Consider the following 26,864-nt stretch of genomic DNA (forward strand, 5'->3'; position numbering starts at 1 on the left):
GGACGCCGTGCTCGTCGCCGGCCTGCTGGCGCTGCTCCTGCCGCTGCTGCGGCGGACACCAAGCTTGAAGGGTTGATTCCATGACTATGATCGGTTGGCTCCAGATCATTCTGTTCTGTGTCGTCATTGTCGCATTCACAAAGCCGCTGGGCTGGTACATGACGCGCGTGTTTGGCGGCGAGCGGACGTTCCTGTCGCCGGTGCTGCGGCCGATCGAGGCCGGCATCTATCGGGTCTCCGGCGTCGACGAGAAGCGCGAACAGCACTGGCTGACCTACACGGTCGCCATGCTGCTGTTTCATGTCGGCGGCTTCCTTGTCATTTACGGCGTGATGCGCCTCCAGGCCGTGTTGCCGTTCAATCCGGCCGGGCAGGGCGCGGTCGCCGAAGATCTGTCCTTCAACACTGCGGTCTCCTTCATCACCAACACCAACTGGCAGAACTACGGCGGCGAGAGCACGCTGTCCTATCTGACCCAGATGGTCGGCCTGACGCACCAGAACTTCCTGTCCGCAGCGACGGGTATCGTGCTCGCGGTCGCGCTGATCCGCGGCTTTGCCCGCGCCTCCGCGCGCACGGTCGGCAATTTCTGGGTCGATGTGACCCGTTGCACGCTCTACGTCCTGCTGCCGATCTGCATCGTCTACACGCTTTTCCTGGTCTGGCAGGGCATGCCGCAGACGCTTGGGGCCTATGTCGAGGCGACCACGCTCGAGGGCGCCAGGCAGACCATCGCGGTCGGCCCGGTCGCCTCGCAGGTCGCGATCAAGATGCTCGGCACCAACGGCGGCGGCTTCTTCAACGCCAACGCCGCACACCCCTTCGAGAACCCGACCGCGTTCTCGAACTTCGTGCAGATGCTGTCGATCTTCGTGCTCGGCGCCGCGCTCACCAATGTGTTCGGACGCATGGTCGGCAACCAGCGCCAGGGCTGGGCGATCCTTGCCGTGATGGGCCTGCTGTTCGTTGCCGGCGTCGGCGTCTGCTATTGGGCGGAAGCCAACGGCACCGCGACCATGCATGCGCTGGGCCTGACCGGCGGCAACATGGAGGGCAAGGAGGTCCGCTTCGGCATCGTCGCGTCCTCGCTGTTCGCCGTCATCACCACCGCTGCCTCGTGCGGCGCGGTCAACGCCATGCATGACAGCTTCACCGCGCTCGGCGGCATGATCCCGCTGATCAACATGCAGCTCGGCGAGATCATCGTCGGCGGCGTCGGCGCCGGCATGTACGGCATGCTGCTGTTCGTCATCCTCGCGATCTTCGTCGCGGGCCTGATGGTCGGCCGCACCCCGGAATATGTCGGCAAGAAGATCGAGGCGCGCGAGGTCAAGATGGCGATGCTCGCCATTCTCGTCCTGCCGCTGATGATTCTCGGCTGGACCGCCGTCGGCGTGGTCTACCCGGCGGCAGTCGCCTCCATGGCGAATGCCGGACCGCACGGCTTCACGGAAGTGCTGTACGCCTTCACCTCGGGGACGGCCAACAACGGCTCGGCCTTCGCGGGCCTCACCGGCAACACCTTCTTCTACAATCTCACGCTCGCAAGCGCGATGTTCGTCGGCCGCTTTTTCATGATCGTCCCGGCCATGGCGATCGCAGGCTCGCTCGCGGCGAAGAAATCGATCCCACCGTCCATGGGTACGTTCCCGACCACGGGCGGCCTGTTCGTCGGCTTGGTCGTCGGCGTCATCCTGATCATGGGCGGCCTGACCTTCTTCCCGGCGCTCGCGCTCGGCCCGATCGTCGAGCACCTGGCGATGAACGCCGGCAACCTGTTCTGATTGTCTGGAGTGACTTCCATGGATACGACCCAAACGCAAAAACGTGCGCCGATGTCGGCAATGCTCGATCCCAAGATCGTGCTGCCCGCAATCCGCGCCTCCTTCACCAAGCTCGATCCGCGCCTGATGATCAAGAACCCCGTGATGTTCGTGGTCGAGGTCGTCGCTGCGCTGACCACATTGATCTTCCTGCGCGACGTCGTCAGCGGCGGCGCCAGCCTCGGCTTTACCTTCCAGATCATCGTCTGGCTCTGGTTCACGGTGCTGTTCGCCAATTTCGCCGAAGCGGTGGCGGAAGGCCGTGGCAAGGCGCAAGCCGAGACGCTGCGCAAGACCCGTACCGAGAGCCAGGCCAAGCTCCTGACCGGGGCCGGGCAGGCCTTCAATCTCGTGCCGGGCACCAGCCTCAAGGTCGGCGACGTCGTGCTGGTCGAGGCCGGCGACACGATTCCCTCCGACGGTGAGGTGATCGAGGGCGTCGCCTCGGTCAACGAAGCCGCCATCACCGGCGAGTCCGCGCCCGTCATTCGTGAATCCGGCGGCGACCGGTCTGCCGTCACCGGCGGCACGCAGGTGCTGTCGGACTGGATCCGCGTCCGCATCACGGCGGCCCAGGGCTCGACCTTCATCGACCGCATGATCAAGCTGGTCGAAGGCGCCGAGCGGCAGAAGACGCCGAACGAGATCGCGCTCAACATCCTGCTGGCCGGCCTCACGATCATCTTCGTGTTCGCCACCGTCACCATTCCGAGCTATGCGGCCTATGCCGGCGGCTCGATCTCGGTGATCGTGCTGGTTGCGCTGTTCGTGACACTGATCCCGACCACGATCGGCGCGCTTTTGTCCGCCATCGGCATCGCCGGCATGGACCGCCTGGTGCGTTTCAACGTGCTGGCGATGTCCGGCCGCGCGGTCGAGGCTGCCGGTGACGTCGACACGCTGCTGCTCGACAAGACCGGCACCATCACGCTCGGCAACCGGCAGGCCACCGCGTTCCGTCCCGTGCGCGGCGTCACCGAGCAGGAGCTGGCGGACGCCGCCCAGCTCGCCTCGCTCGCCGACGAGACCCCGGAGGGCCGCTCCATCGTCGTGCTTGCCAAGGAGAAGCACGGCATCCGCGGCCGCGACATGGCCGAGCTTGGCGCTACCTTCATCCCGTTCACGGCGCAGACCCGCATGAGCGGCGTCGATGCCGGCGGCTCGTCGGTGCGCAAGGGTGCGGTCGACGCCATGCTGAACTATGTCGGCGGCGGTGCGCCGACCGCGGTCGCTTCCGGCAACACGGCGCGGGCGATGCAGCCTGCGGCGCTCTCCGAACTCGGCCGCGAGATCCAGGCCATTGCCGACGACGTGTCGAAGTCCGGCGGCACGCCGCTGGCGGTCGCCAGGGACGGCAAGCTGCTCGGGATCGTCCAACTCAAGGACATCGTCAAGGGCGGCATCCGCGAGCGCTTCGCCGAGCTTCGCCGCATGGGCATCCGCACCATCATGATCACCGGCGACAATCCGATGACGGCGGCTGCGATCGCGGCGGAGGCCGGCGTCGACGATTTCCTGGCGCAGGCCACTCCCGAGGACAAGCTCAAGCTGATCCGCGACGAGCAGGCCAAGGGCAAGCTGGTCGCCATGTGCGGCGACGGCACCAACGACGCGCCGGCGCTGGCGCAGGCCGATGTCGGTGTCGCCATGAACACCGGCACGCAGGCCGCCCGCGAGGCCGGCAACATGGTCGACCTCGACTCCAACCCCACGAAGCTGATCGAGGTGGTCGAGATTGGCAAGCAGCTCTTGATGACGCGCGGCGCGCTGACGACGTTCTCGATCGCCAACGACGTCGCCAAATACTTCGCGATCATCCCGGCCATGTTCCTGGCGTTCTATCCGCAGCTCAACGTGCTGAACGTGATGAACCTGTCGAGCCCGCAGAGCGCCATCCTGTCGGCGATCATCTTCAACGCGCTGATCATCATCGCGCTGATCCCGCTGGCGCTGAAAGGCGTGGCCTATCGCGCCGTCGGCGCCGGCGCGCTGCTCCGCCGCAACCTCTTGATCTACGGCCTCGGCGGCATCGTCATTCCCTTCATCGGTATCAAGGCGATCGATCTCGTCGTCACCGCCTTGCACCTGGCTTGACCCCGTCATTGCGAGCGCAACGAAGCAATCCAGAAATGCCTCCACGGCCGACAGACTGAACCGTTTCGTAGCTTCGCTCCTCGCAATGATGAAGAAATCGGAGACCCAACATGCTCAGAGAAATCCGCCCCGCCATCGTCCTCCTGCTGGTGCTCACCGCCATCACGGGCCTGGCCTATCCCCTGGCGATGACCGCCATCGCCGGCGCGCTGTTTCCTTCGCAGGCGCAAGGCAGCCTGATCGAGAAGGACGGCAAGGTCGTCGGCTCCGCCCTGATCGGGCAGGAATTCAAGGACGACAAATACTTCCACGGCCGCCTGTCGGCGACGCTGGCCCCGGACCCCAATGATTCCTCCAAGACGGTCCCGGCGCCCTACAACGCCGCCAATTCGGGCGGCTCCAATCTCGGCCCGACCAGCAAGGCGCTGGCCGACCGGCTGAAGGAGGATGTGGACAAGCTGAAGGCCGAGAACCCGAACGCCGCGGTCCCGGTCGACCTCGTGACCACCTCGGCCAGCGGCCTTGATCCCGACATCTCGCCAGAAGCGGCGCAATTTCAGGTGCCGCGGGTGGCGAAGGCGCGGAATCTGCCCGAAGACACCGTGAGGCAGCTTGTGGCTTCCAGCGTTCAGGGCCGCATGCTCGGCCTGCTCGGCGAACCCAGGGTTAACGTTCTGGCGCTGAATCTCGCGCTGGATCGTGCGTCGGCGAAGTAGCGGTCTAGGCTGGGAATGCCCGGATGATTATATTGGCCTGATGGTTCAACAGCGCCGCGATTCCGAACAACGTCCGTCGCCAGAGGCGCTGCTGGAGGCAGCGCGCCGGGAGGAGAGCGCCAGCGGCAAGTTGAAGATCTTCGTTGGCGCCGCGCCGGGCGTCGGCAAGACCTATGAGATGCTGCAAAGCGCCCACGCCAAGCGCAAGGCCGGCATCGACGTCGTGGTCGGCTTCGTCGAGACCCACGGCCGTGCCGAGACCGAGGCGCTGGTGCGCGGGCTCGAAGTGGTCCCGCGCAAGCGGCTGGAGTACCGCGGCCAGGTCGTCGAGGAGATGGATCTCGATGCGGTGATCGCCCGGCGGCCGGGCATCGCACTGGTCGACGAGCTTGCCCACACCAATGCCGCCGGCAGTCGCCACCCCAAGCGTTATCTCGACGTCGAGGAGCTGCTGTCCCACGGCATCGACGTCTATACCGCCGTCAACATCCAGCACATCGAGAGCCTGAACGACGTCGTCGCCCAGATCACCCATGTCCGGGTGCGCGAGACCGTGCCCGATTCCGTGTTCGACCGCGCCGACGCCATCGAGCTGATCGATCTCACGCCCGACGATCTCATTCAGCGGCTGAAGGAGGGCAAGGTCTATGTGCCCAAGCAGGCCGAGCGGGCGCTGGAGCACTATTTCTCGCCGGGCAATCTGACCGCGCTGCGCGAGCTCGCTTTGCGGCGGACCGCCGAGCGGGTCGACGAGCAGCTGCTCAACCATATGCAGGCAAATGCCATCGCGGGCCCCTGGGCCGCAGGCGAGCGCATCCTGGTCTGCGTCAGCGAGGACCCGCGCGCGGCCGGCCTCGTGCGCTACACCAAGCGGCTGGCCGACCGGCTGCACGCGCCGTTCACCGCGATCTCGATCGAGACGCGGCGATCCCTGCAATTGTCCGACGAGCAGCGCGACCGGCTGGCCGACACGCTGCGGCTCGCGGAATCGCTCGGCGGCGAGGCGCTGACGATTCCCGCGGTCGGCCGCCGCATCGCCGACGACGTCGTCAATTTCGCGCAAGGCAACAACGTCACCCAGATCGTGATCGGCAAGTCGACACGCTCGCGCTGGTTCGAATTGACGCGCGGCTCGGTCGTGCATGATCTGGTGCGCCGTGCGGGTAATATCAGCGTTCACGTCATCCCCGGCGACGAGCTCCCGGGCGAGGAGGCGCCCAAGACTGCGGTGCAGACTGCAGCGCGTTCGGAGCCGTTCGATCCGCTGCCGTATCTGAAAGCGCTCGGGATCGTACTGGTCGGCCTTGGTGCCGCCGAGCTGATCCAGCCCTATTTCGGCATCGAGAACGTCGATCTCGTGCTGCTGACTTCAGTCGTCGCGGTTGCCGTGCGCTATGGCTTGTGGCCGTCCCTGCTGGCGACGGTGGCGGCGTCGCTCTGCTATAATTTCTTCTTTATTCCGCCGATCTACACCTTCACGATCACCGATCCGACCAACGTGGCCGCCTTCGTGCTGTTCATGGTGGTGGCGATGATTGTCTCCAATGTCGCCGCGCGCGTACGCACCCAGGCCGACGCCGCCATCGGCCGGATCAGGATGTCCGAGCAGCTCTACGCCTTCAGCCGCAAGCTCGCGGGCACCGCGACGCTCGACGACGTGCTGTGGGCAACAGCCTACCAGATCGCGTTGATGCTGAAGGTCCGCGTCGTGCTGCTGCTGCCGGAAGACGGCCTGCTCACGGTGAAGTCGGGCTACCCGCCGGAAGACGATCTCGACCAGGCCGATCTCGCCGCCGCCAACTGGGCCTGGAGCAACGACCGCCCCGCCGGCCGTGGCTCGGATACGCTGCCGGGCGCAAAACGGCTGTTCCTGCCGATGCGCACCGGGCGCGGCCCGATCGGCGTGATCGGCATCGACAACGACCGCACCGGTCCGCTGCTGACACCGGACCAGCGCCGGCTGCTGGACGCGCTGGTCGACCAGGGCGCGCTGGCGATCGAGCGCGTGCTGCTGGTCGAGGACATGGACCGCGTCAAGCGCACCGTCGAATCCGAGCGCTTGCGCTCGGCGCTGTTGACCTCGATCTCGCACGATCTGAAGACGCCGCTGGCCTCGGTGCTGGGCGCGGCCTCGACGATGCGCGACCTCGCCGGCGCGCTCTCCGACACCGAGAAGCGCGACCTGCTCGCGACCGTGATCGACGAGTCCGAGCGGCTCAACCGTTTCATCGCGAACCTGCTCGACATGACCAAGCTCGAATCCGGAGCCATCGTGCCCAACACGGCGCTGCACGATCTCGGCGAGATCGTCGGCAGCGCGCTGCGGCGGGCGAGCAAGATCCTGACCGCCCATAAGGTGGAACTGGTGCTGGCGGCCGATCTGCCGATGCTCCAGCTCGACGCCGTGCTGTTCGAGCAGGTGCTGTTCAATTTGCTCGACAACGCAGCCAAATATTCGCCGCCCGACACCACGATTGCGATCAAGAGCAAACGTGAGCGCGATCAGGTCGTGCTGGAGATTGCCGACGAGGGCGGCGGCATTCCGCCCGACGAGCTCGAGAGCGTGTTCGACAAGTTTTATCGCGCGCAGAAGGGCGATCACGTTCGCCCCGGCACGGGCCTCGGCCTTGCCATCTCGCGCGGCTTCGTCGAGGCGATGCGCGGCACGATCTCGGCCGCCAACCGCAGCGACCGCAGCGGCGCGGTTCTGACTGTTCGTCTTCCCGTTCCGGCAGAAAGCCGCGCATTGGATACCGCCGCATGAGCGCTGCCCCGATCAAGGTCCTGGTCATCGACGACGAGCCGCCGATCCGCAAACTGCTGCGGATGGGATTGACGACGCAGGGCTATGAAATCCTGGAAGCCTCGAACGGCAAGATGGCGCTGGAGAAGCTCGTCGAGGAGCCGGCGCTGATCATCCTCGATCTCGGCCTGCCCGACGTGCAGGGCCACGAATTGCTGCGCACCATCCGCTCCCGCAACGAAGCCGTGCCGATCGTGGTGCTGTCGAGCCGCGGCGACGAGGCCGGCAAGGTGCAGGCGCTCGACCTCGGCGCCGACGATTATCTGACCAAGCCGTTCGGTATGGAGGAGCTGCTGGCCCGCCTGCGCGCCGCGCTGCGCCACCAGCTCCAGGTTCAGGGCGAACGCCCGGTATTCCGCACCGGGGATCTCTCGGTCGATCTCGTCCGCCGTATCGTCAAGGTTGGCGAGCGCGACATCAAGCTGTCGCCGAAGGAATATGACCTGCTGCGCGTGCTGGTGCAGCACGCCGGCAAGGTGCTGACCCATCGCTTCCTGCTGAGGGAGCTCTGGGACGAGCTGACCGACGCGCAGTACTTGCGCGTCTATGTCCGCCAGCTCCGCCAGAAGATTGAAGCCGATCCGGAACGGCCGCAATACGTGCTCACCGAAACGGGGATCGGTTATCGGTTGAAGGCGGGGGATTAGGTCTCGCTGTCATTCCGGGGCGCGCCCCTTGGCACGAACCCGGAATCCATTTCTCCGCTCGTCGCATTCGGCATGATGGATTCCGGGTTCGAGGCTTCGCATCGCCCCGGAATGACGAGCTAACCCGCCTTCTTCTGCCGCGCCGTGGACCGGTGCGCCTTCTTTGCGGCTTGCCGCCGGCCGGTCGCACGACGGGCATGCGACTTCGCTGCCGCCTGTTTCCCGCCGCGTCCCTTCAGGCTCTGCTTCAGCGCGTCCATCAGGTTGACGACGTTGCTCGGCCGCTCCTCGCGCTCCGGCAGCTCGATCTTCTTGCCGCTGGCCTTGCGCTTCACCAGCGCCTTCAGCGCGTTCTCGTATTCGTCCTTGAACTTGCTGGGGTCGAAATGCGCCGCCTTGGTCTGCAGGATGTGGCCGGCGAGCTCGACCATGTCCTTGGTGATCTTCGGGCTCTTGATGTCGTCGAAGAACTCATCCTCCTCGCGCAGCTCGTAGGGAAAGCGCAGCGTGGTGCCGAGCAGGCCCTTGCCCAGCGGCTCGATCGCCATGACGTGCTCGCGGTTGGTGAGCACGATCTTGGCGAGCGCCACGCGTTCCTGATCCTTCATGGCGTCGCGGATCACCGCGAAGGCGTCGACCGCGGCCTTGCCGTCGGGCGCGATGTAATAGGGATGGTTGAGATAGCGCTGGTCGATCTCCTCGCTCGGCACGAAGCTCTCGATGTCGATGGTGTGGTTGCTCTCGATCTGGACGGCCTCAAGCTCCTCCGGCTCGATCTCGACATATTTGCCCTTGCGCAGTTCGTAGCCGCGCCCCTTCTGGTCGCTCTCGACGACGTCGCCGGTCTCGGAATCGATCATCTGCTGCTTGAGCCGGTTTCCGGTTTCGCGATTGATCAGGTGAAACCGCGTCTTCTCGGCCGCCGTGGTCGCCGGATAAAGCACCACCGGACAGCTGACCAACGACAGCTTCAACGTTCCCTTCCAATAGGCGCGCGGGGCCATTCCATTCTCCGGTGTTTCAAGGTGATTTGGAACCCCAACCGTCCCGTGGGGTTTTGGTTCCGGATGGGACTTGGGCCGTGATAGGCTTGAATCCCCGAAAGAAAAGCGGGACTGGCCGTGCTGCAGAAACTCTCGACCTACCGAAAGAAGCGTGACTTCGAGAAGACGCCGGAGCCGTCGGGCAAGTCCGCCGTGGCGCCATCGAAGCAGCGGCGCTTCGTGATCCAGAAGCACGATGCGAGCCGACTGCACTACGACCTCCGGCTCGAGTTCGACGGCGTGTTCAAGTCCTGGGCCGTGACCAAGGGACCTTCGCTCGATCCGCACGACAAGCGGCTGGCGGTCGAAGTGGAAGACCATCCGCTCGATTATGGCGATTTCGAAGGCACGATTCCGGAAGGGCAGTATGGCGGCGGCACGGTGATGCTGTGGGACCGCGGCACCTGGGAATCGGAAGACGCCGAGCGCGGCTTCAAGAAGGGCGATTTGAAGTTCACCCTGCACGGGGACAAGCTGCACGGCAGTTGGGTGCTGGTGCGCATGCGCAACGACCGCACCGGCGGCAAGCGCACCAACTGGCTGCTGATCAAGCATCGCGACGAACATGTCCGCGAGGGCAAGGACAACGACATCCTCGACGAGGACAGATCGGTGGCCTCCGGCCGGGCGATGGAAGAGATCGCCGAAGGCAAGGGCCGCGCGCCGAAACCGTTCATGCTGGCGAAGGGGGCCAAGACCAAGGCCGATGCGGTCTGGCAATCCAATCGCGCGGAGGAGACCAAAGGGCACACGGTCAAGCCGGCCCCCCGCACGGCGCTGAAGGCCGGGAAGTCGGCCAGGAAGAAGGCCACGACCGCGACGACTGCCAAAAAAGTCTCGGCGATACCGGACTTCGTGGCGCCGCAGCTCTGCACGTCGGTCGAGCGGCCGCCGGCCGGCGATGGCTGGTGCCACGAGATCAAGTTCGACGGCTACCGGGTGCAGCTTCGGGTCGAGGACGGCGAGGCAACGCTGAAGACGCGCAAGGGCCTCGACTGGACCGACAAGTTCGCGGCGATCGCGAAAGAGGCGGGGTCGCTGCCGGACGGGATGATCGACGGCGAGATCGTCGCGCTCGACCACAATGGCGCGCCGAATTTCTCCTCGCTGCAGGCTGCGCTGTCGGATGGCAAGACCGAAGAGTTGATCTTCTTTGCCTTCGACCTGCTGTTCGCAGAAGGCCAGGATTACCGGCGTCTGCCGCTCGGCGAACGCAAAGCCCTGCTCAAGAAGCTACTGGAATCACGCAAGCGGAAATCGACCCAGATCCGCTATGTCGAGCATTTCGAGAGCGGCGGCGATGCGGTGCTGCAGTCGGCCTGCAAGCTCGAGCTGGAAGGCGTGGTGTCGAAGAAGCTGGACGCGCCCTATCGCTCCGGCCGTACCGAGAGCTGGACCAAGGCCAAATGCCGCGCCGGCCATGAGGTTGTGATCGGCGGCTGGAAAACCACCAACGGCAAATTCCGCTCGCTGATGGCCGGCGTGCAGCGCGGGGATCATCTCGCTTTCGTCGGTATGGTCGGCACCGGCTTCGGCGCGGACAAGGTCAAGCGTCTGATGCCGTCGTTGAAGGCGATGGCGGCCAAGGAAAGCCCCTTCGGCGGCAAGAACGCGCCGAAGAAGACACGCGAGGTGCACTGGCTGAAGCCGGAGCTGGTTGCCGAAATCGAATTCGCCGGCTTCACCGCCGACGGCAATATCCGCCAGGCCGCATTCAAGGGCTTGCGGCAGGACAAGCCGGCTGAGGAGGTCGAGGCGGAAACGCCTGTCGACACTGAGCTTGCCGAGCCCAAAGCCGGCAGGCGCGTGGCGAAGACGGCCAAGCGATCGAAGGACTCCGGCACGGCGCAGGTGATGGGCGTCGTCATCTCCAAGCCCGACAAGGAGCTGTGGCCGGATGGTGGTGATGGCGAGGGCGTGACGAAGCTCGATCTCGCCCGTTATTTCGAAGCGGTCGGGACCTGGATGATCGAACATCTGAAGGGCCGCCCGTGCTCGATCGTGCGTGCGCCTGATGGCATCGGTGGCGAAACCTTCTTCCAGCGCCACGCCATGCAGGGCACCTCCAATTTGCTCGAATTGGCCAAGGTCTCAGGCGATCGCAAGCCGTATTTGCAGATCGATCGCGTCGAAGGGCTCGCGGCTGTCGCGCAGATCGGCGGCGTCGAGTTGCACCCATGGAATTGCGCGCCTGATGCCTATGACACGCCGGGCCGGCTGGTGTTCGATCTCGATCCGGCGCCGGACGTCGCGTTTGCCGACGTCGTGGAGGCAGCCAAGGAAATGCGGCAGCGCCTGACCGAGGTCGGCATGGAGAGCTTCTGCAAGACCACGGGCGGCAAGGGCCTGCATGTCGTCGTGCCGCTGCGCCACGGCGCACGCGACAAGGTAAGCTGGAAGGAAGCCAAGGCCTTCGCGCAAGGCATTTGCCAGTGGATGGCCGACGACGATCCGGAGCGCTATCTGCTGAACATGTCGAAGAAGCTGCGCAAGGGAAAGATCTTCCTCGACTATCTCCGTAACGACCGGATGTCGACGGCGGTGGCGCCGTTGTCGCCGCGGGCGCGCGCAGGGGCGACGGTCTCGATGCCTGTTACCTGGGCCCAGGTGAAGAGCGATCTCGATCCAAAGCGCTACACGCTGCGGACCGTGCCGGGCTTGCTGCCGCGGTCGAAGGCGTGGGAGGGTTATGAGGATGCGGCCGCGTCGATCAAGGCGGCGATCAAGAAGCTCGCGGGGAAGAAGTAGGGTGGGCTAGCTCGGCGACGACGCGCAGCGTCGTCGCTGAGCGTAACCCACCAATTTCGTCTCCGCGGAAAGCAAAGAGGTGGGTTAAGCCTTGCGGCTAACCCACCTTACAAGTCCTCGCCCTAGATCCGTCCCAGCAGCAGCAGGATCAGCAGGATGACGATGACGAGCCCGAGACCGCCGCCGCCGTAATAGCCGGTGCCATAGAACGGGCCGCCGCCGATGCCGCTGAAGCCGCCAAGCAAGGCGATGACGAGAATGATCAGAATGATCGTACCGATAGACATGCGAATCTCCTCCAGCCCTTCCTCAAAAGGGTCGTTTCAAGCTGTCCCGTTGTGCGGGGGCAACTTGCCGCAGGTTTTAAAGTTCCCGCGATGAAACACGGCCCAGCGGCTCAACTTGCATGGAACCTTTGTAGGGGCGCCCGGCATGATTATGTGAGGGATCAGTCACCGTAGGGCAGGGCCATGTCAGCACCGCTTGTCGTTTCCATTCCGCATCGCCTCGGCCGCGAGGAGGCGGTGCGCCGGCTCAAGACCGGGCTCGGCCGCGCCGCCGCCAGCATTCCCGTGATGCAGGTCGAGGAGGAGCGCTGGACTGGCGACAGCATGGCTTTTCGTATCCGCGCGATGGGGCAGGTCGCGACGGGGCAGGTCGATGTCGGCGACGACCACGTCAAGGTTCAAGTCGTGCTGCCCTGGCTGTTGCAGCGGTTTGCCGAGATGGCGCAGGCCACGATCAGGAAGCGCGGGCAGTTGCTGCTGACCAAGGACGGCGGAAAGTAATTTCAGGCGCGTGCGCGCGGCCGCGCGGGCCGGATGGCATTTGCCGTCCGGGCCTCGATGACGGAGGCGGGAAAATCACGGAAGGCTTGCGCGAGCGGCAGTTCGTTGCCGGCAAAGTCCGCCGCGGCATAGCCCGTGATATCGACGGTTGCGTCGAATCTTTCCCACGTGGGCCATTCCCGCCCGGCTTGCGTGAACGGCGCGAACTGACGCCCGACTGCGACGATCGCCGCGTTGCGGCCGTGGCGGCGGGCGAAGGCAATGACATGGTCGGCATGTGCGCCGCGCACCGCTAGCGGCTGGTAGTCGCCTTGCGCGAAGACGTCGGCGAGCTCATTGCGCAGCTTGAGGAGGCGCCGGGTCCAGGCCAGCTTGATCCGTCCGTCCGGCCAGCTCTTGATCAGGCTGCTCCAGTCCGGATCGTCCAGCGAGCCCAACGCCGCGTGCCGTGCGGCAAAGTCGACCGGGCGGCGGTTGTCGGGATCGACCAGCGACAGGTCCCAGAATTCCGTGCCCTGATAGAAGTCGGGCACGCCGGGCAGCGTCGCCTTCAGCGTGAGCTGGCTCAGAGAGTTCAACATGCCGAGCAGTGCGACGCGGCGGGCCAGCGTTTGCAGCGCCTCCAGGAATTCGCCTGACAGCGCGGGATCGAGGATCTTCTCGACGAAGCTCTTCACGCCGTTCTCATACGCCTCGTGCGGATTGAGCCAGCTGGTCTCTTCCTTGCCCTCGCGCGCGGCCTTCAGCGCATAGGCCTGGATGCGCTCCACGAAGCCGGCGTCGATCGTCTCGCCCAGCGACCAGGCCCCGAGCAGCGTCTGGTAGAGCATGTATTCGAACGTCGCCGACGGCGCGCGGAAATTGCCCTGGAGCGCGAGGTGCGGCGCGTTCAACACCTTCCAACGTGAAACCGCGCTGGTCCATTCGCCGGGAATTTCGCTCAAAGCCGCGATGCGCGCACGGGCGTCCTCGCCCCGCTTGGTGTCATGCGTCGCGGTTGCCGTCATTCCCAGCGGCCATTCCCTGGCGCGGGCCTGCATGACCTCGTGGAAAGCGGAGATGGAAAGGCCGTTGCTGGCGGGATCGCCGCCGACCTCGTTCAGCGCGAGCAACCGGTGGAACTGATAGAACGCGGTGTCCTCCAGCGACTTCGCCATCACCGGGCCGGTAAATTGCTGCACCTTCAGCGCGAAGCGCCGCACGCGTGGCACACTATGTGGCGGACGCCCGGGCTTGAGCAGGTCCATGGTCAGCGCGTCGCGCAGAAAATCGAAGATGCCTTCGTCCGCGGCGAACCATTCCGCGCGGGCGCGGGCGATGGTGTCGTCGATCAGCTTGCGGTCGGGGGCCGTCGGGCCGCTGTTGGTCAGATAGGTGCGGTAAACCGGAAAATGCAGCACATAGAGTTCCAGCGCCTGGCGCAGGCTGTCGGCGGAGAAATCGCGGGTCGAGTAATGCCCGTTGGCGATGCGCGCGAGCAGGCGCGTCAGCACGGTGAATTCGCTGGTGAGCAGCGTCTCCAGCACGCGCCGCTTGGCGTCCTTGACGTAGGGCGCAAGCTGAGGCGGCCGGTTGCTGATCTGCCGCCAGGTCTCGTCCAGCGCCGTCAACCCCTTGGCGTCGACCAGTACCTGGGTGATGACGTTCATCCATTCATAGCCGGTGGTGCCCTGGACCCCGGCGAAATGCGGCAGGCGTTCGTGCTCGCACAGGATCTTCTCGATCACCGTATAGAACGGCTTGGTGTTGCCTTGCGCGTCGCGGACCAGCCGGCGCAGGCGCTGGCAATATTGGGCGGGATCGCGCAGGCCGTCGATGTGATCGAGCCGGATGCCCTGCAGTTTGCCGTCAGTGATGAGCTGCTTCACCAGCCGGTGGGTGGCGGCAAACGTGGTGGCGTCCTCGACGCGTAGACCTGCCAATCCGTTGACGTCGAAGAAGCGGCGATAATTGATGTCGCTGGAGGCGAGCCGCCAATGCCCGAGCTTGTAGTGCTGGCGCTCAAGCAGGTGATGCAGCGCCAGAATCTGCGCGGGGCGATCCTTGGCGGCGCGATAAGCGGCAAGGCCGCGTGCGATGATGTCGGCGCCACCTGCCATCTCCTTAAGCTCGGTCTTGAAGGCGGGGGCTTCCTTCCGGTTGGGGCGGCGCAGTCCGGCGTATCGCGCCGCCAGCGACAGCAGGCGTTTGCCCGCCTCGGTCTCGGCGGCTTCCGCTTCCTTCACGATCATGCGCAGCATCTCGCCGTAGCGCTCCGGCGCGATCGGCAGGCGATGCTCGAAATACCATGCGGAGAAGCTGCCCTGATCCGGATCGTAGCGTAGCTCGATGTCGCCGCTCTCCAGCGCTTCGCCATAGGATTTGCCGAGGATCGGCAGCAGCACGCCGCCGCGGGCGCGATAGGCGAGCTGATCCCAGTCGATGTCGAACGAGACCGCGTGCGGCGAGGCCTGGCCCCATTCCAGCACGTCCAGCCACCAGGGATTGTCGGCAAAATGCACGCCGACATGGTTGGGCACGAAGTCGATGATGAGGCCGAGATCATGCTCCCTAAGCGCCTCGCTCAGCCGGGCAAAGCCGGCCTCGCCGCCGAGCTCGGGATTGAACTGGCCGTGATCGACGGTGTCATAGCCATGGGTCGAGCCCTTGCGCGCCTTCATCACCGGCGAGGCGTAGAGATGCGTGATCCCCAGCGCCTTGAGGTAAGAAACGACGGCGGCGGCCTTGTCGAAGTCGAAATCCGCGGTGAGCTGGAGCCGGTAGGTCGCGAGCGGAATGGCAGGAGGCATGTTAACCTCCGAGATGCCAGATCACCGACCATGGCGCGAGCTGGTCGCCGCTCGCATCGCCCCAAATAGGAGCGCCTGTTGCGCTCTCGGGACGGGCGATCTCCTGGTCCGACAGATTGGCGGTCAGGCGCAACGTCGTGCCGTCCCCCATCCGCCAATGTGCGGTGAGCAGCCCGCTGTCTGCCGCCTCGGCCTCGCCGAAACTCGCGCCCCTCAGCCGCGGCACGATCTCCTTGCGGCGCAGCGCAAGCAGCTGTCGGACCAACGCCAGCCGGGCGTCCTGCTCCGCGGTGCGGCCGGTCCAGTCGAGCACGGCCGATTGCATCGTGGCCGGATCGAGCGGGTCGGGCACCTCGTCGCCGTATTTCTCGTAGGCCCAGGCATATTCCTGCTTGCGCCCCTTGCGGACGGCGTCGGCGAGTTCGCCCTGGAAATCGCAGAAGAATGGGAAAGGCACCGTCGAGCCCCATTCCTCGCCCTGAAACAGCATCGGCACCATCGGCGCGAGCAAGGTGACCGCGAGCGCCGCCTCGATCTGCTGTGGTGATGCCAGGCTTTCGAGCCGATCGCCGAGCGGACGGTTGCCAATCTGGTCGTGATTCTGCAGGAAGTTGACGAAGGTCACCGGCGGCAGCTCGCCGCTCGGCTCGCCGCGCGGTTTCTTGCCCCAGAACTCCGAAACCTCGCCCTGATAGACGAAGCCCGAGGCAAGTGCGCGCGCGAGGTCCATGCGCGGCGTCTGGTAGTCGGCATAGTAGCCGGCGAGCTCGCCCGTCAGCATCACGTGCCAGACGTGGTGATAGTCGTCGTTCCACTGCGCGCGATATTTGCCGTTCGGCGGATTCTGCGCGGCATCGAGCAGGCTGGCGCGATTGTCGCCGTTCTCCATCACGAGATGGATGTGCCGCCCCGTCGCCTTGGCGAGCTCGCCGGTGGCGACGCTGAGGTCCTGCAGCATCGACTGCTCGCCGGGGATTGCCATGATGTGGTTGGCGGCATCCAGCCTCAACCCGTCGAAACGGTAGTCGGTCAGCCAGGACAGCGCGTTCTCGACCGCGAAGGCGCGCACCTGCGGAACGCGATAGTCGATCGAGCTGCCCCAGGGCGTGTGCGCATCGGTGAAGAAGGCCGGTGCATAGCGGCCGAGATAATTCCCTTCAGGGCCGAAATGATTGTAGACGACGTCGAGGAACACCATCAGTCCGCGCAGATGCGCCTCGTCGATCAGTGTCTTCAGGTCTTCCGGGCGGCCATAGGCGCTGTCGGGCGCATACCACAGCACGCCGTCATAGCTCCAGCCGCGGCGTCCCGCGAAATCCGCCAGCGGCATCAGCTCCAGCGCGGTGACGCCGGTTGCAGCGAGGTGATCGAGCTTGTCGTTCATGGCATGGTAGGTGCCTTTTGGCGTGAAGGTGCCGACATGGGTCTCGATCAGCACCGTCTCTTCCCAGGGGCGACCGCGCCAATCGCGCGCACGCCATGAAAAAGCGTCGTGGTCGATCACCTCGCTCGGACCGAACACATCCTCGGGCTGGAAGGCCGACGCCGGATCGGGCACGTCGATCTCGTCATCGATCCTGAACTTGTAGCGACTACCTACGGGAAGGCCGGCAATCTCGGTCACGTACCAGCCATCCTGACGGCGCTGCATCGCGTGCCGTCGGTCGAGCAGGAGATCGACGCGGCGCGCGGCGGGCGCCCACAGACGGAACGACACGCCGTCCTTGGTCGGCTTCGCCCCGAAGGATGGCCTCATAGGGCCCCCGCGAAGGCGAGCACGGAGCGTGGCGGCGCCTTGCTGTCGCTTCCGGGCGGGAAGTCGACCGTGTTCAGCTTGGCATCCGTCGTGTTCAGGATCTGCTGCCAGCTTTTGTATTCGGTCATTTTGGGCAATTTGAATGCGATCTCTTCGGGCGCGGCGTTCAGAACGATAAAGATCGCGGCGCTGCCTGGTTCCATGGGCCCCATCACATAGGAGAGAAACCGCCCTTCCGGGAATTTCCAGTCGTTCTCCGTCATCTCGTCGCCGGCGGGGGTCAGCCACAGTGCGCCGTAAGAGATGCCGTCCTTGGGGCGGCCGTCGAGCCAGCGATGGCTGCGAAGTTGCGAGAACCGGCGGCGGATGTCGGCGAGATGGGCGACGAAATCGACCATGTCGTCGCCTTCCTTGCCGAGATTGTCCCAGCCGACCCAGCCGATCTCGTTGTCCTGGCAATAGGCGTTGTTGTTGCCGGATTGCGAATTGCCGACCTCGTCGCCGGCAAGGATCAGCGGAACGCCCTGCGCGAGCATCAGGCAGGCCAGCACGTTCTTGCGAAGCTGGCGGCGCAGGCCGATGATTGTGGGATCGTCGGTCGGACCCTCGACGCCGCAATTGTTGCTGTGGTTGTCGTTGGAGCCGTCGCGATTGTCCTCGCCGTTGGCCTCGTTGTGCTTCTCGTTGTAGCTGAAGAGGTCGGCGAGCGTGAAGCCGTCGTGGACGGTGATGTGGTTGATGCTGGCGCGCGGCCGCCGTCCGTCGTGGTTGAATAGGTCGGACGACGCCGTCATGCGGCTGGAGATGTCGCCGATCAGGCTGCCTTCACCGCTCCAATAGCGGCGCATGGCGCTGCGATAGCGGTCATTCCATTCCGACCATTGCGAGGGGAAGGCGCCGACCTGGTAACCGCCCAGCCCGAGGTCCCACGGCTCGGCGACGAGCTTGACGGTCGCCAGCACCGGATCCTGCCGGATCGCGGTCAGGAACGAGATGCCGCGATCATAGCCATTCGGCCCACGCGCCAGCGTGGTGGCGAGGTCGAAGCGGAAGCCGTCGACGTGGCAGACCTCGACCCAGTAGCGCAACGAATCCATCACCATCTGCAGCACGCGCGGATGGGTGAGGTTCACCGACGAGCCGCAACCGGTGAAGTCGTCGTAATAACGCGGGTTCTCGCGGTTCAGCCAGTAATAAGAGGCGTTGTCGATGCCGCGGTAACACAGCGTCGGGCCGAGATGGTTGCCCTCGGCGGTGTGGTTGTAGACGACATCTAGCATCACCTCGATGCCGGCATCGTGCAGACGCGCCACCGTGGTGCGGAAGGAGTCGAGCGCGTTGTCCTGGGCATAGCGTGCCTCGGGTGCGAAAAAGGACAGCGTGTTGTAGCCCCAGTAATTGACGAGCTTCTTCTCCACCAGGATGCGATCGTCGACGAAGCTATGCACCGGCAGCAGCTCCACCGTGGTGACGCCGAGCTTCTTCAGGTGATCGATCATCGCCGGCGAGGACAGGCCGCCATAGGTGCCGCGCAAATTCGGCGGTACGTCATCGCGCTTCTGCGTCAGCCCCCTGACGTGAGCCTCGTAGATGACAGTGTCTTCCCAGGGGATGTTGGGACGGATCTCGCGGCGGCCCCAGTTGAAGGTCTCGTCGACCACGACGGCCTTCGGCATGCCGCGTGCGTTGTCGCGGCGGTCGAAGGAGAGATCCTCGCGGGCCGAGCCGGTGCGGTAGGCAAAATGCGCGTCGCTCCAGACCAGCCGTCCCGCGAGCCGCTTGGCATAGGGATCGAGCAGCAGCTTGTTGGCGTTGAAGCGATGGCCGTGCTCGGGCTCGTAGGGGCCGTGCACGCGATAGCCGTAGAGCTGGCCGGGCGAGACGTCGTTGAGATAGCCGTGCCAGACGTCTTCGGTCCTCTCCGGCAGCTCGATCCGCTCGAGCTCGCGGCGGCCTTGGCTGTCGAACAGGCAGAGCTCGACCTTTTGTGCGTTGGCGGAGAACAGCGCGAAATTGGTGCCGCGCCCGTCCCAGCTTGCGCCGAGGCGTGCGGGCGATCCAGCAGTCAGGCGCATGTGTCAGCTTTCCGGAACGAGGAAGATCGCGGCGAGCGGTGGAATGGTGAGGCGAAGCTCGCCATTCTCGGCATGGACTTCGCCGACATTGCCGACATTGCTGCCGCCATAATGGGCGGAGTCCGAGTTGAGCGCCTCCTTCCATTTGCCGCCGAAGGGCACGCGAACGCGATAGTTCTGATAGACGTTCGGCGAGAAGTTCGTGATCACGAGACACCGCGCCTGCTCGTCAAATCCCTTGCGCAGCCAGGCGAACACGTTGCGATTGGCGTCGTCGGTGACCAGCCAATCGAAGCCGGCCTGGTCGCAGTCCATCTGGTGCAGCGCCGGCACCGCGCGGTAGAGCCGGTTGAGGTCGCGGATCAGCGACTGGATGCCGGAATGGTATTTGTATTCGAGCAGGTGCCAGTCGAGCGACTGGTCGTGGTTCCATTCGCGGCTCTGCGCGATTTCGGCGCCCATGAACAATAGCTTCTTGCCGGGGTGGCCGAACATGAAGCTGTAATAGGCGCGCAAATTCGCGAAGCGCTGCCACTCGTCGCCGGGCATGCGGCCGAGGATCGATCGCTTGCCGTGCACGACCTCGTCGTGCGAGAGCGGCAGGATGAAGTTCTCCGAGAAGGCGTAGTGCAGGCCGAACAGGATGTCGCCGTGATGGTGCTTGCGGTGAACGGGATCCTTGCTGATGTAGTTCAGCGTGTCGTGCATCCAGCCCATGTTCCACTTGTAGCCGAAGCCGAGCCCGCCGAATTCGACCGGGCGCGAGACCTGCGGCCAGGCGGTGGATTCTTCCGCCGCCGTGGTCGCCTGCGGGAAGCGGGCGAAGACCTCGGTGTTGAAGCGGCGCAGGAAGTTGATCGCCTCGATGTTCTCGCGTCCGCCATACTGGTTCGGGATCCAAGCGCCCGGCGGCCGGCTGTAGTCGAGATAGAGCATGGACGCGACGGCATCGACGCGCAGGCCGTCGATGGCATAGCGCTCCATCCAGAACAGGGCATTCGATACCAGGAAATTCGTCACTTCGGTGCGGCCGTAATTGTAGATCAGCGTGCCCCAGTCGAGGTGACGGCCCTGCAGCGGGTTGGCGTGCTCGTACAGCGCGGTGCCGTCGAAGCTGCCCAGGCCATGCGGATCGTCGGGGAAGTGCCCCGGCACCCAGTCGAGCAGCACACCGACGCCCTCGCGGTGGCAGGCATCGATCAGGGCGGCGAAATCCTCGGGAGTCCCGAACCGGCTGGTCGGGGCATAGAGGCCGGTCGGCTGGTAGCCCCAGGAGCCGTCGAACGGATGCTCGCTCACGGGCAGGAATTCGAGATGGGTGAAACCCATGTCGCGGGCATAGGCCGGCAGCTGTTCGGCCAGTTCGCGATAGGTCAGCCACTCATCCCCGTTTTTGCGGCGCCATGAGCCGAGATGAACCTCGTAGATCGACATCGGCGCCGACAGCGCGTTGATGCCATCAGGTGACGGGCGCGGGCGCGGCAGATGGGCCTCATCGAACACGATTGACGCCGTCTTGGGACGGACTTCGCTCGCAAACGCCATCGGATCGGACTTCAACGGCAGCAGATGGCCATGCGGTCCGATAATCTCGAACTTGTAGTGATCGCCAGCCTTGGCATGCGGGATGAACAATTCCCAATAACCGGCGCCGCGTACCCGCATCGGATGGCGCCGCCCGTCCCAGAAATTGAAATCGCCGACCACGGAGACGCGCCGTGCATTCGGCGCCAGCACCACGAAGCCGATGCCGTCGACGCCTTCGTGCCGCATCGGATGGGCGCCGAGCTTGTCATACAGCCGCTGGTGGGTGCCTTCGCCGAGCAGGTAAAGGTCGAAATCGGTCAGGATCGGCGGAAAGCGGTAGGCATCCTCGAACTCGACGACGGCGCCGCCGAATTTTGCGCGCAGCTGATAGTGCTTCGAGCCGTTGGGCAGGGCGCCGACGAACAGCCCGGCATCATGCACGCGGTCGAGCGAGGCGACCTCGCCATGTTCGCCCACAGCCTCGACATTCGAGGCCTCGGGCAGGAACGCACGCACCACGCTTTTGCCGCCCTCAGGGTGCAGCCCGAGATAGTGGAAGGGGTCGGAGTGGCGGCCCTCGATGATCGCATAGGCTTCGGCAGGCAGTTTAGGCATGGGCTTCGCTCTCGGTACTGGACAGAATGCGAAGCAGTCCGGTCAGCGGCGCATGGAGCCCCTCAGGCCGGTGGGACAGCTCGTACTCTACGTCATCGAAGGCCTGATCAAGCAGGAAAAACCTTAACAGGCCCTCCGCGGATTGCCGGTTCTCCGGCCACAGCCGCCGATCGGTCATGGCATCGCGATAGGCGGACAGGAAGGTGACGGCAGCTCGCTCGCGCCATTCGTCGAGCGCGGCCGTGAGCCGGCCTTGCTCGTCGGAGGCGCCCGTGAGCGCGCGGCTCAGCGCGGCGTTGACCGACGCATCGATCGAGCGGATCATGCCGGCGACGTCGCGCGCGGCCGGCAGCTTGCGCCGCTTGCCGGCCAGCGGCAGACGGGGATCGCCGTCGAAGTCGATGATGAAGATATCGTCCTTCACGATCAGAGTTTGCCCGAGGCGGAAGTCGCCATGATGACGGATGTTCAACCCGCCCATCCCGGAAGGCAAGAGTGCATTCAGCTGGCCGGGTAGGCTCGCGCGCAGCGCCATGAGCCGGTCGATCAACGGCCGATCCGCCTCGCGCAGCCCGTCGCGGCTGTCGGCCAGTCGCTGAAGCACCCGCTCGGCCCGCGCCTTGAGGCTGGACACGAGGGCTTCGGCATGTGCAGGGCCGATCGGCTCCGGAGCCAGATCATCCGTCTTCGCGGCGGCCATGGCGACATGCAGCTCGGCGAGCCGTCGGCCGATCTGAGCGATGAAGTGCAGATAAAGCGTCTGCTCCTGGGTCTCGCGGGGCGCTTCGCCCGCAATCCACACGCGCTGCTCGTCGACATAGCGATCAAGATAGCCCGTCGTCACGGTCCAGCCGTCGCCCTGGTTCTCGACATAGGCATGCAGCACACCGAGCGCGCTGCGCTGGTCGCCTTCGACCAGCTCGACACTGCCGAGCAACGCCGGCGTATTGGCGAAGCGCGCGACCTCGGTGAGATAATGGCCGATCTCGATCTCGGGATTGATGCCGCCTTCCAGCCGGCGATAGATCTTGGCGACATACTGGTTGTCGACCAGCGCGGTGCTGTTCGATTGCTCGATGGCGCGGATGCGTTCGGGCTCCTTGACGGTATAGTCAGCGAACCGGCTGGTGGCCTTGAACTCCAGCCGCAGATTGTTCTCGTCCACGACCAGATCTTGCGACAGACCTCGCAAGAAAAGGCCGATGAAGATCTGGTCGGTACCGACGTCAAGCAGGGTACCCTCGCGCGCACCCTGGCGGACGGCGGCGAGCGCCTTCGGATTGAAGCGTTCGCGGTCGAAGCGCACCCATTCGATCTGCATGGGCAGCACGTAGCGCGTCGTAACGTCGTCCCGCGTCGTCTCGAAGAACGCGATCCATGGCCTGTTGTCGCCGATGTCGCTGAACGGCACCGCCGAGGTCAGTGTGGTCTTGATCTGCTTGGGATTGTGCTCGGGATACCACCGCGTCCGTGACAGGAATCCGGGCAGCACGTCGCGCTCGAACACGCCGCGCTCGCGGGCCAGCGACACCCAGTTCGAGTTCACCGGCACCACCAGGGTCTCGAACTCCGGAACCGCGCGCGGCGTCACCGGCTCGGATTTGTCGCGCTCCTGAAGCTGGAACCAGTAGAAGCCGTAAGGCCCCAGCGTGATCATGTAGGGCAGCTCGCCGATCGCGGGGAAGCGCGTGCGGCCGAGCATCTCCTGCGGGATGCGGTCCTTCCACGGCGACAGATCGAGTTCGGTGGCTTGCGCTGCGCGCGAAAGATTCGCGACACACAGGATCACCTCGTCGCGATATTGCCGGACATAGGCCAGCACGGCGCGATTGGCCGGGCGGATGAAGGTCATGGTGCCGCGGCCGAAGGCGAGCGTCGACTTGCGCACCGAGATCAGCCGCTTGGTGGCGCTGAGCAGCGACGACAGGCTGCGCGACTGCGCCTCCACGTTGACCGATTCGTAGCCGTAGACCGGGTCCATGATCAGCGGTGCATAGAGGCGTGCCGGGTCGCAGCGCGAGAAGCCGCCGTTGCGGTCCGGGCTCCACTGCATCGGCGTGCGCACGCCGTTGCGGTCGCCGAGATAGATGTTGTCGCCCATCCCGATCTCGTCGCCGTAATAGATGATCGGCGTGCCGGGGAAGGACAGCAGCAGCGAGTTCATCAACTCGATCTTGCGCCGGTCGTTGTCCATCAGCGGCGCGAGGCGCCGGCGGATCCCGACATTGATGCGGGCGCGGGGATCGTTGGCGTAGGTGGTCCAGAGATAGTCTCGCTCGACGTCGGTGACCATTTCCAGCGTCAGCTCGTCGTGATTGCGCAGGAACAGCGCCCATTGGCAGCTCGCCGGAATATCCGGCGTCTGGCGCAGGATGTCGGTGATCGGGAAGCGGTCCTCCTGCGCGATCGCCATGTAGATGCGCGGCATCAGCGGAAAGTGATAGGCCATGTGGCATTCGTCGCCGCGGCCGAAATATTCCTGCACGTCCTCCGGCCATTGATTGGCCTCGGCCAGCAGCAGCTTGCCCTTGGAATAGGAATCCAGCTCCTGGCGCAGCCGCTTGATGATGGCGTGCGTCTCGGGGAGGTTCTCGTTCGAGGTGCCCTCGCGCTCGCACAGATAGGGAATGGCGTCGAGGCGGAAGCCGTCGACCCCGGCATCCAGCCAGCGCTTCATCACCTGGATGAGCGCGCTGACCACGCGCGGATTGTCGAAATTGAGGTCCGGCTGGTGCGAGAAGAAGCGGTGCCAGTAGAACGCGCCGGCCTCGTGGTCCCAGGTCCAGTTCGACTTTTCCGTGTCGGTGAAGATGATGCGCGTGCCCTGGTATTTCTGGTCGGTGTCGCTCCAGACATACCAATTGCGGGCGCTCGAGCCTGCAGGGCTGCGGCGCGCCCGCTTGAACCAGTTGTGCTGGTCCGAGGTGTGGTTGACGACGAGCTCGGTGATGACGCGTAGGCCGCGCTTCTGCGCTTCCTGGATGAAGCGCTTGAAGTCCTTCATCGTCCCGAAATCGGGATTGACCGAGCCGTAGTCGGCGATGTCGTAGCCGTCGTCGCGGCCGGGCGAAGGATAGAACGGCAGCAGCCACAGCGCGGTGACGCCGAGCTCCTGCAGATAAGGCAGCTTCTCGGTCAGGCCGGCAAAATCGCCGATGCCGTCATTGTTGCTGTCCGCGAAGGCCTTGACGTGGAGCTGATAGATGATGGCGTCCTTGTACCAGAGCTCGTCCACGATCTCGGCAGCCTCGGCTTTCTTGGTGTCGACGGAAGATAGAACGTTCATCGCGGCCCCCTTACGCCATGCAGCGGAACAGAAGCGCCGGATCGCGGTCGGGATCGATACGCAACCTGATCCCGCCCCATTCGATGCGGGACTGTTCGCCGGTGAGGAGGTTTTCGAGTGTCGTCACATGGTGTCGCTGCCCGCCGGCGTCAACGGTGACGTCGCCGAGCGGCAGCCAGCATTCACGCACATGGCCGGAGAGGGCAATCACAATGAGGACGGTGTTGGCGGGCTCAGCCGCCTCCTTGACGAAGGCGATGGTCTCGCCGTCGTCGACGCCCAGAAAACGCAAATTCGCCGTTTGCTGGAGCGCGGCGTTGTCGTTGCGGATGCGGTTGAGTGCTGCAATATAGGCCTTGATGTTGCCGGGCTTGTCCCAGTCGCGCTGCTTGATCTGGTACTTCTCGGAATCCAGATATTCCTCGCGGCCGGGGATCGCCTCGTGCTCCAGCAGCTCGAATCCGCTGTAAACGCCGTAGCTGCCCGACAAGCTCGCCGCCAGCGCAACGCGCGACTTGAACGCCCAGGCGTCTCCGCTCTGGAGATGATAGGGCAGCAGGTCGGGCGTGTTGACGAACAGGTTCGGACGATAGAAGTCGCGCTCGGGATAGCGCGTCAGCTCACCGAGATATTGCTCCAGCTCCCACCTCGATGTGCGCCAGGGGAAATAGGTGAAGGACTGCGCAAAGCCGAGCTTGGCGAGACCCTTCATCAGCTTCGGCCGCGCAAACGTCTTGGAGAACAAGATCACGTGCGGATGCCGGCGGCGGATGTCGCGGATAAGCCAGTCCCAGAACGCGAGCGGCGCGGTGTCGTGATTGTCGATGGCGAAGATGGTGACACCATGGTCGATCCAGAACAGCATGGCATCGCGAAAGGCGTTCCACAGGCCGACGCGGTCGACCGAGGCGAAATCGGGGATCACGATGTCCGAATAGGGCCCGTCCGCCATCCGCACCGAGCGGTCCGGACGCCATTTGAACCATTCCGGATGCTGCGTCAGCCAGGGATGGTCCGGCGAGCATTGCACGGCGAAGTCCAGTGCAAGCTCGAGACCATACTCGAGGCACGTCGCGACCAGCGCGCGAAAATCCTCGATGGTGCCGAGCTCGGGATGCAGCGCATCGTGGCCGCCCTCGGCGGCGCCGATCGCGTAGGGCGAGCCGGGTTCGTTGTCGCTCGCCACCGGCGCATTGTTGCGGCCTTTGCGGCGGCTGTGGCCGATCGGGTGGATCGGCGCAAAATACAGCACGTCAAAACCCATAGCCGCGATATCAGGCACGCGTGCGATGCAGTCGCGGAGCGTGCCGTGCCGGCCGGGGATCCGGCTCTGGCTGCGCGGCATCATCTGATACCAGGCGCCGAACCGCGCTCTGTCACGATCGACGGCCAGCGGGAAGGGCTGTGAGCGGGTCAAATCGGGCCGGGACTGGCTCTCGGCCATGGCATCGCCGAGCTCGGTCGCAAGCAGCGAGGCGACGTCGCCGGTTTGCAGATAATCCTCGCATTGCCTGACGATGACCTCTGCTGCGGCCTGCGGCGCGCCATGCGCCTTGGTCAGGAGGCCGGCGCCCTCGATCGCATCGAGGCTGACATCGGCGCCGGTTCGCTGCTTGCGCGCGACGGCGTGGGACCAGGTGGCGAATTCATCGGTCCAGGCCTCGATCGCATAGGCATATTGGCCGGGCTCGACTGGCGTGAACGCACCGGACCAGCGGTCATTGCCATGATGAATCATCGGCTCGCGCCGCCACTCCCGGTCCGGCTCAGGACGCCAGAGCAGCGCGGCGCTGACCACGGCCTCGCCATCGCGGTAAACATCGGCCCACACCTCGACCCGTTCGCCCGCAATCCGCTTCACGGCGAAGCGGCCGCTATCGATCGCGGGATAGATGTCTTCGATGAGGAAAGCGCCGCCGGCTGCGGCACTTTCGACAGTTTGAATTGTCTTGTTCACGGTGATGCCATTGACAAGAAAGCAGGAGCCCGTTTCCCTTGCCGGGAACCACGCTTGGTACCACAATAGAAAGCCGCTTGTGTGTCATTGGTTCCCAAGGGAACGGCAGGCGCGGCTCGCGACTTAACCTCGACTAAGCTCTTCCGCGACCTCTAGAATCGATGCCCCCGGCCAGAGAATGGCCTGCAAGCTGCGTG

At 64.9% G+C, this 26,864-nt stretch carries 15 protein-coding genes; 7 read left to right on the forward strand and 8 right to left on the reverse strand.

The window, feature by feature from the left end:
* Positions 1-80 precede the first annotated feature (80 nt).
* From kdpA to SE92_RS30095, 5 genes are all read left to right on the forward strand, one after another.
* The gene (gene kdpA / locus SE92_RS30075) at positions 81-1,784 is read left to right on the forward strand and encodes a potassium-transporting ATPase subunit KdpA (protein WP_063201678.1); all 1,704 of its coding nucleotides are present in this window, start codon (positions 81-83) and stop codon (positions 1,782-1,784) included.
* An 18-nt stretch (positions 1,785-1,802) separates the two neighbouring features.
* Positions 1,803-3,917, forward strand: a complete 2,115-nt coding sequence (kdpB, locus tag SE92_RS30080) for a potassium-transporting ATPase subunit KdpB (protein WP_063201681.1) — start codon at positions 1,803-1,805, stop codon at positions 3,915-3,917.
* Between the two features lie 110 nt (positions 3,918-4,027).
* Positions 4,028-4,633, forward strand: coding sequence for a K(+)-transporting ATPase subunit C (locus SE92_RS30085; RefSeq protein ID WP_063201684.1), 606 nt, complete (start codon positions 4,028-4,030; stop codon positions 4,631-4,633).
* Positions 4,634-4,673: 40 nt separating this feature from the next.
* Complete coding sequence (locus SE92_RS30090) at positions 4,674-7,397, forward strand: DUF4118 domain-containing protein (protein WP_063201687.1); 2,724 nt, start codon at positions 4,674-4,676, stop codon at positions 7,395-7,397.
* Entirely contained in the window at positions 7,394-8,083 is a 690-nt protein-coding gene (locus SE92_RS30095) for a response regulator (RefSeq protein ID WP_063201690.1), read from the forward strand. Before SE92_RS30090 ends, SE92_RS30095 begins: the two co-directional genes overlap by 4 nt.
* Positions 8,084-8,202: 119 nt before the next feature.
* On the opposite strand, the gene ku is transcribed toward SE92_RS30095, so the two are convergent.
* On the reverse strand, positions 8,203-9,087 hold the full coding sequence (gene ku / locus SE92_RS30100) for a non-homologous end joining protein Ku (protein WP_063201693.1): 885 nt from the start codon (positions 9,085-9,087) through the stop codon (positions 8,203-8,205).
* A gap of 117 nt (positions 9,088-9,204) precedes the next feature.
* On the opposite strand from ku, the gene ligD reads away from it, so the two are divergent.
* On the forward strand, positions 9,205-11,874 hold the full coding sequence (gene ligD, locus SE92_RS30105) for a DNA ligase D (RefSeq protein WP_063201696.1): 2,670 nt from the start codon (positions 9,205-9,207) through the stop codon (positions 11,872-11,874).
* Positions 11,875-11,996: 122 nt separating this feature from the next.
* On the opposite strand, the gene SE92_RS35235 is transcribed toward ligD, so the two are convergent.
* On the reverse strand, positions 11,997-12,161 hold the full coding sequence (locus tag SE92_RS35235; protein WP_007595743.1) for a DUF3309 family protein: 165 nt from the start codon (positions 12,159-12,161) through the stop codon (positions 11,997-11,999).
* Between the two features lie 183 nt (positions 12,162-12,344).
* Between SE92_RS35235 and SE92_RS30110 the strand changes: the two genes are divergently transcribed.
* On the forward strand, positions 12,345-12,662 hold the full coding sequence (locus SE92_RS30110) for a polyhydroxyalkanoic acid system family protein (RefSeq protein WP_063201698.1): 318 nt from the start codon (positions 12,345-12,347) through the stop codon (positions 12,660-12,662).
* Positions 12,663-12,664: 2 nt separating this feature from the next.
* On the opposite strand, the gene treY is transcribed toward SE92_RS30110, so the two are convergent.
* Genes treY through SE92_RS30140 form a run of 6 tightly spaced genes read right to left on the reverse strand, consistent with a single transcriptional unit; the run spans position 12,665 to position 26,667 of the window.
* Complete coding sequence (gene treY, locus SE92_RS30115; protein WP_063201701.1) at positions 12,665-15,451, reverse strand: malto-oligosyltrehalose synthase; 2,787 nt, start codon at positions 15,449-15,451, stop codon at positions 12,665-12,667.
* Between the two features lies 1 nt (position 15,452).
* Positions 15,453-17,207 (reverse strand): malto-oligosyltrehalose trehalohydrolase, encoded by a 1,755-nt coding sequence (gene treZ / locus SE92_RS30120; protein WP_063201704.1) that lies wholly within the window; start codon positions 17,205-17,207, stop codon positions 15,453-15,455.
* Positions 17,204-19,282 (reverse strand): glycogen debranching protein GlgX, encoded by a 2,079-nt coding sequence (gene glgX, locus SE92_RS30125; protein WP_063201707.1) that lies wholly within the window; start codon positions 19,280-19,282, stop codon positions 17,204-17,206. The genes treZ and glgX overlap by 4 nt, the downstream gene beginning before the upstream one ends.
* Before the next feature lie 3 nt (positions 19,283-19,285).
* Positions 19,286-21,424, reverse strand: coding sequence for a 1,4-alpha-glucan branching protein GlgB (glgB, locus tag SE92_RS30130; protein ID WP_063201710.1), 2,139 nt, complete (start codon positions 21,422-21,424; stop codon positions 19,286-19,288).
* Positions 21,417-24,710, reverse strand: a complete 3,294-nt coding sequence (treS, locus tag SE92_RS30135; protein ID WP_063201711.1) for a maltose alpha-D-glucosyltransferase — start codon at positions 24,708-24,710, stop codon at positions 21,417-21,419. Before treS ends, glgB begins: the two co-directional genes overlap by 8 nt.
* Positions 24,711-24,720: 10 nt before the next feature.
* Positions 24,721-26,667 carry a maltotransferase domain-containing protein gene (locus SE92_RS30140; RefSeq protein WP_063201714.1) on the reverse strand — a complete coding sequence of 649 codons (1,947 nt, stop codon included), beginning with the start codon at positions 26,665-26,667 and terminating at the stop codon, positions 24,721-24,723.
* Between the last annotated feature and the right edge of the window lie 197 nt (positions 26,668-26,864).

The sequence above is a fragment of the Bradyrhizobium sp. AT1 genome (assembly GCF_001590795.1).
Classification (GTDB): domain Bacteria; phylum Pseudomonadota; class Alphaproteobacteria; order Rhizobiales; family Xanthobacteraceae; genus Bradyrhizobium.

Coding starts and splice junctions, on each gene's coding strand:
- SE92_RS30095 (WP_063201690.1), top strand. CDS start 7,394: ATGAGCGCTGCCCCGATCAAGGTCCTGGTCATCGACGACGAGCCGCCG.
- SE92_RS30085 (WP_063201684.1), top strand. CDS start 4,028: ATGCTCAGAGAAATCCGCCCCGCCATCGTCCTCCTGCTGGTGCTCACC.
- SE92_RS30090 (WP_063201687.1), top strand. CDS start 4,674: ATGGTTCAACAGCGCCGCGATTCCGAACAACGTCCGTCGCCAGAGGCG.
- glgX (WP_063201707.1), bottom strand. CDS start 19,282: ATGCGCCTGACTGCTGGATCGCCCGCACGCCTCGGCGCAAGCTGGGAC.
- treZ (WP_063201704.1), bottom strand. CDS start 17,207: ATGAGGCCATCCTTCGGGGCGAAGCCGACCAAGGACGGCGTGTCGTTC.
- SE92_RS30110 (WP_063201698.1), top strand. CDS start 12,345: ATGTCAGCACCGCTTGTCGTTTCCATTCCGCATCGCCTCGGCCGCGAG.
- SE92_RS35235 (WP_007595743.1), bottom strand. CDS start 12,161: ATGTCTATCGGTACGATCATTCTGATCATTCTCGTCATCGCCTTGCTT.
- ku (WP_063201693.1), bottom strand. CDS start 9,087: ATGGCCCCGCGCGCCTATTGGAAGGGAACGTTGAAGCTGTCGTTGGTC.
- treS (WP_063201711.1), bottom strand. CDS start 24,710: ATGAACGTTCTATCTTCCGTCGACACCAAGAAAGCCGAGGCTGCCGAG.
- kdpA (WP_063201678.1), top strand. CDS start 81: ATGACTATGATCGGTTGGCTCCAGATCATTCTGTTCTGTGTCGTCATT.
- glgB (WP_063201710.1), bottom strand. CDS start 21,424: ATGCCTAAACTGCCTGCCGAAGCCTATGCGATCATCGAGGGCCGCCAC.
- treY (WP_063201701.1), bottom strand. CDS start 15,451: ATGCCTCCTGCCATTCCGCTCGCGACCTACCGGCTCCAGCTCACCGCG.
- kdpB (WP_063201681.1), top strand. CDS start 1,803: ATGGATACGACCCAAACGCAAAAACGTGCGCCGATGTCGGCAATGCTC.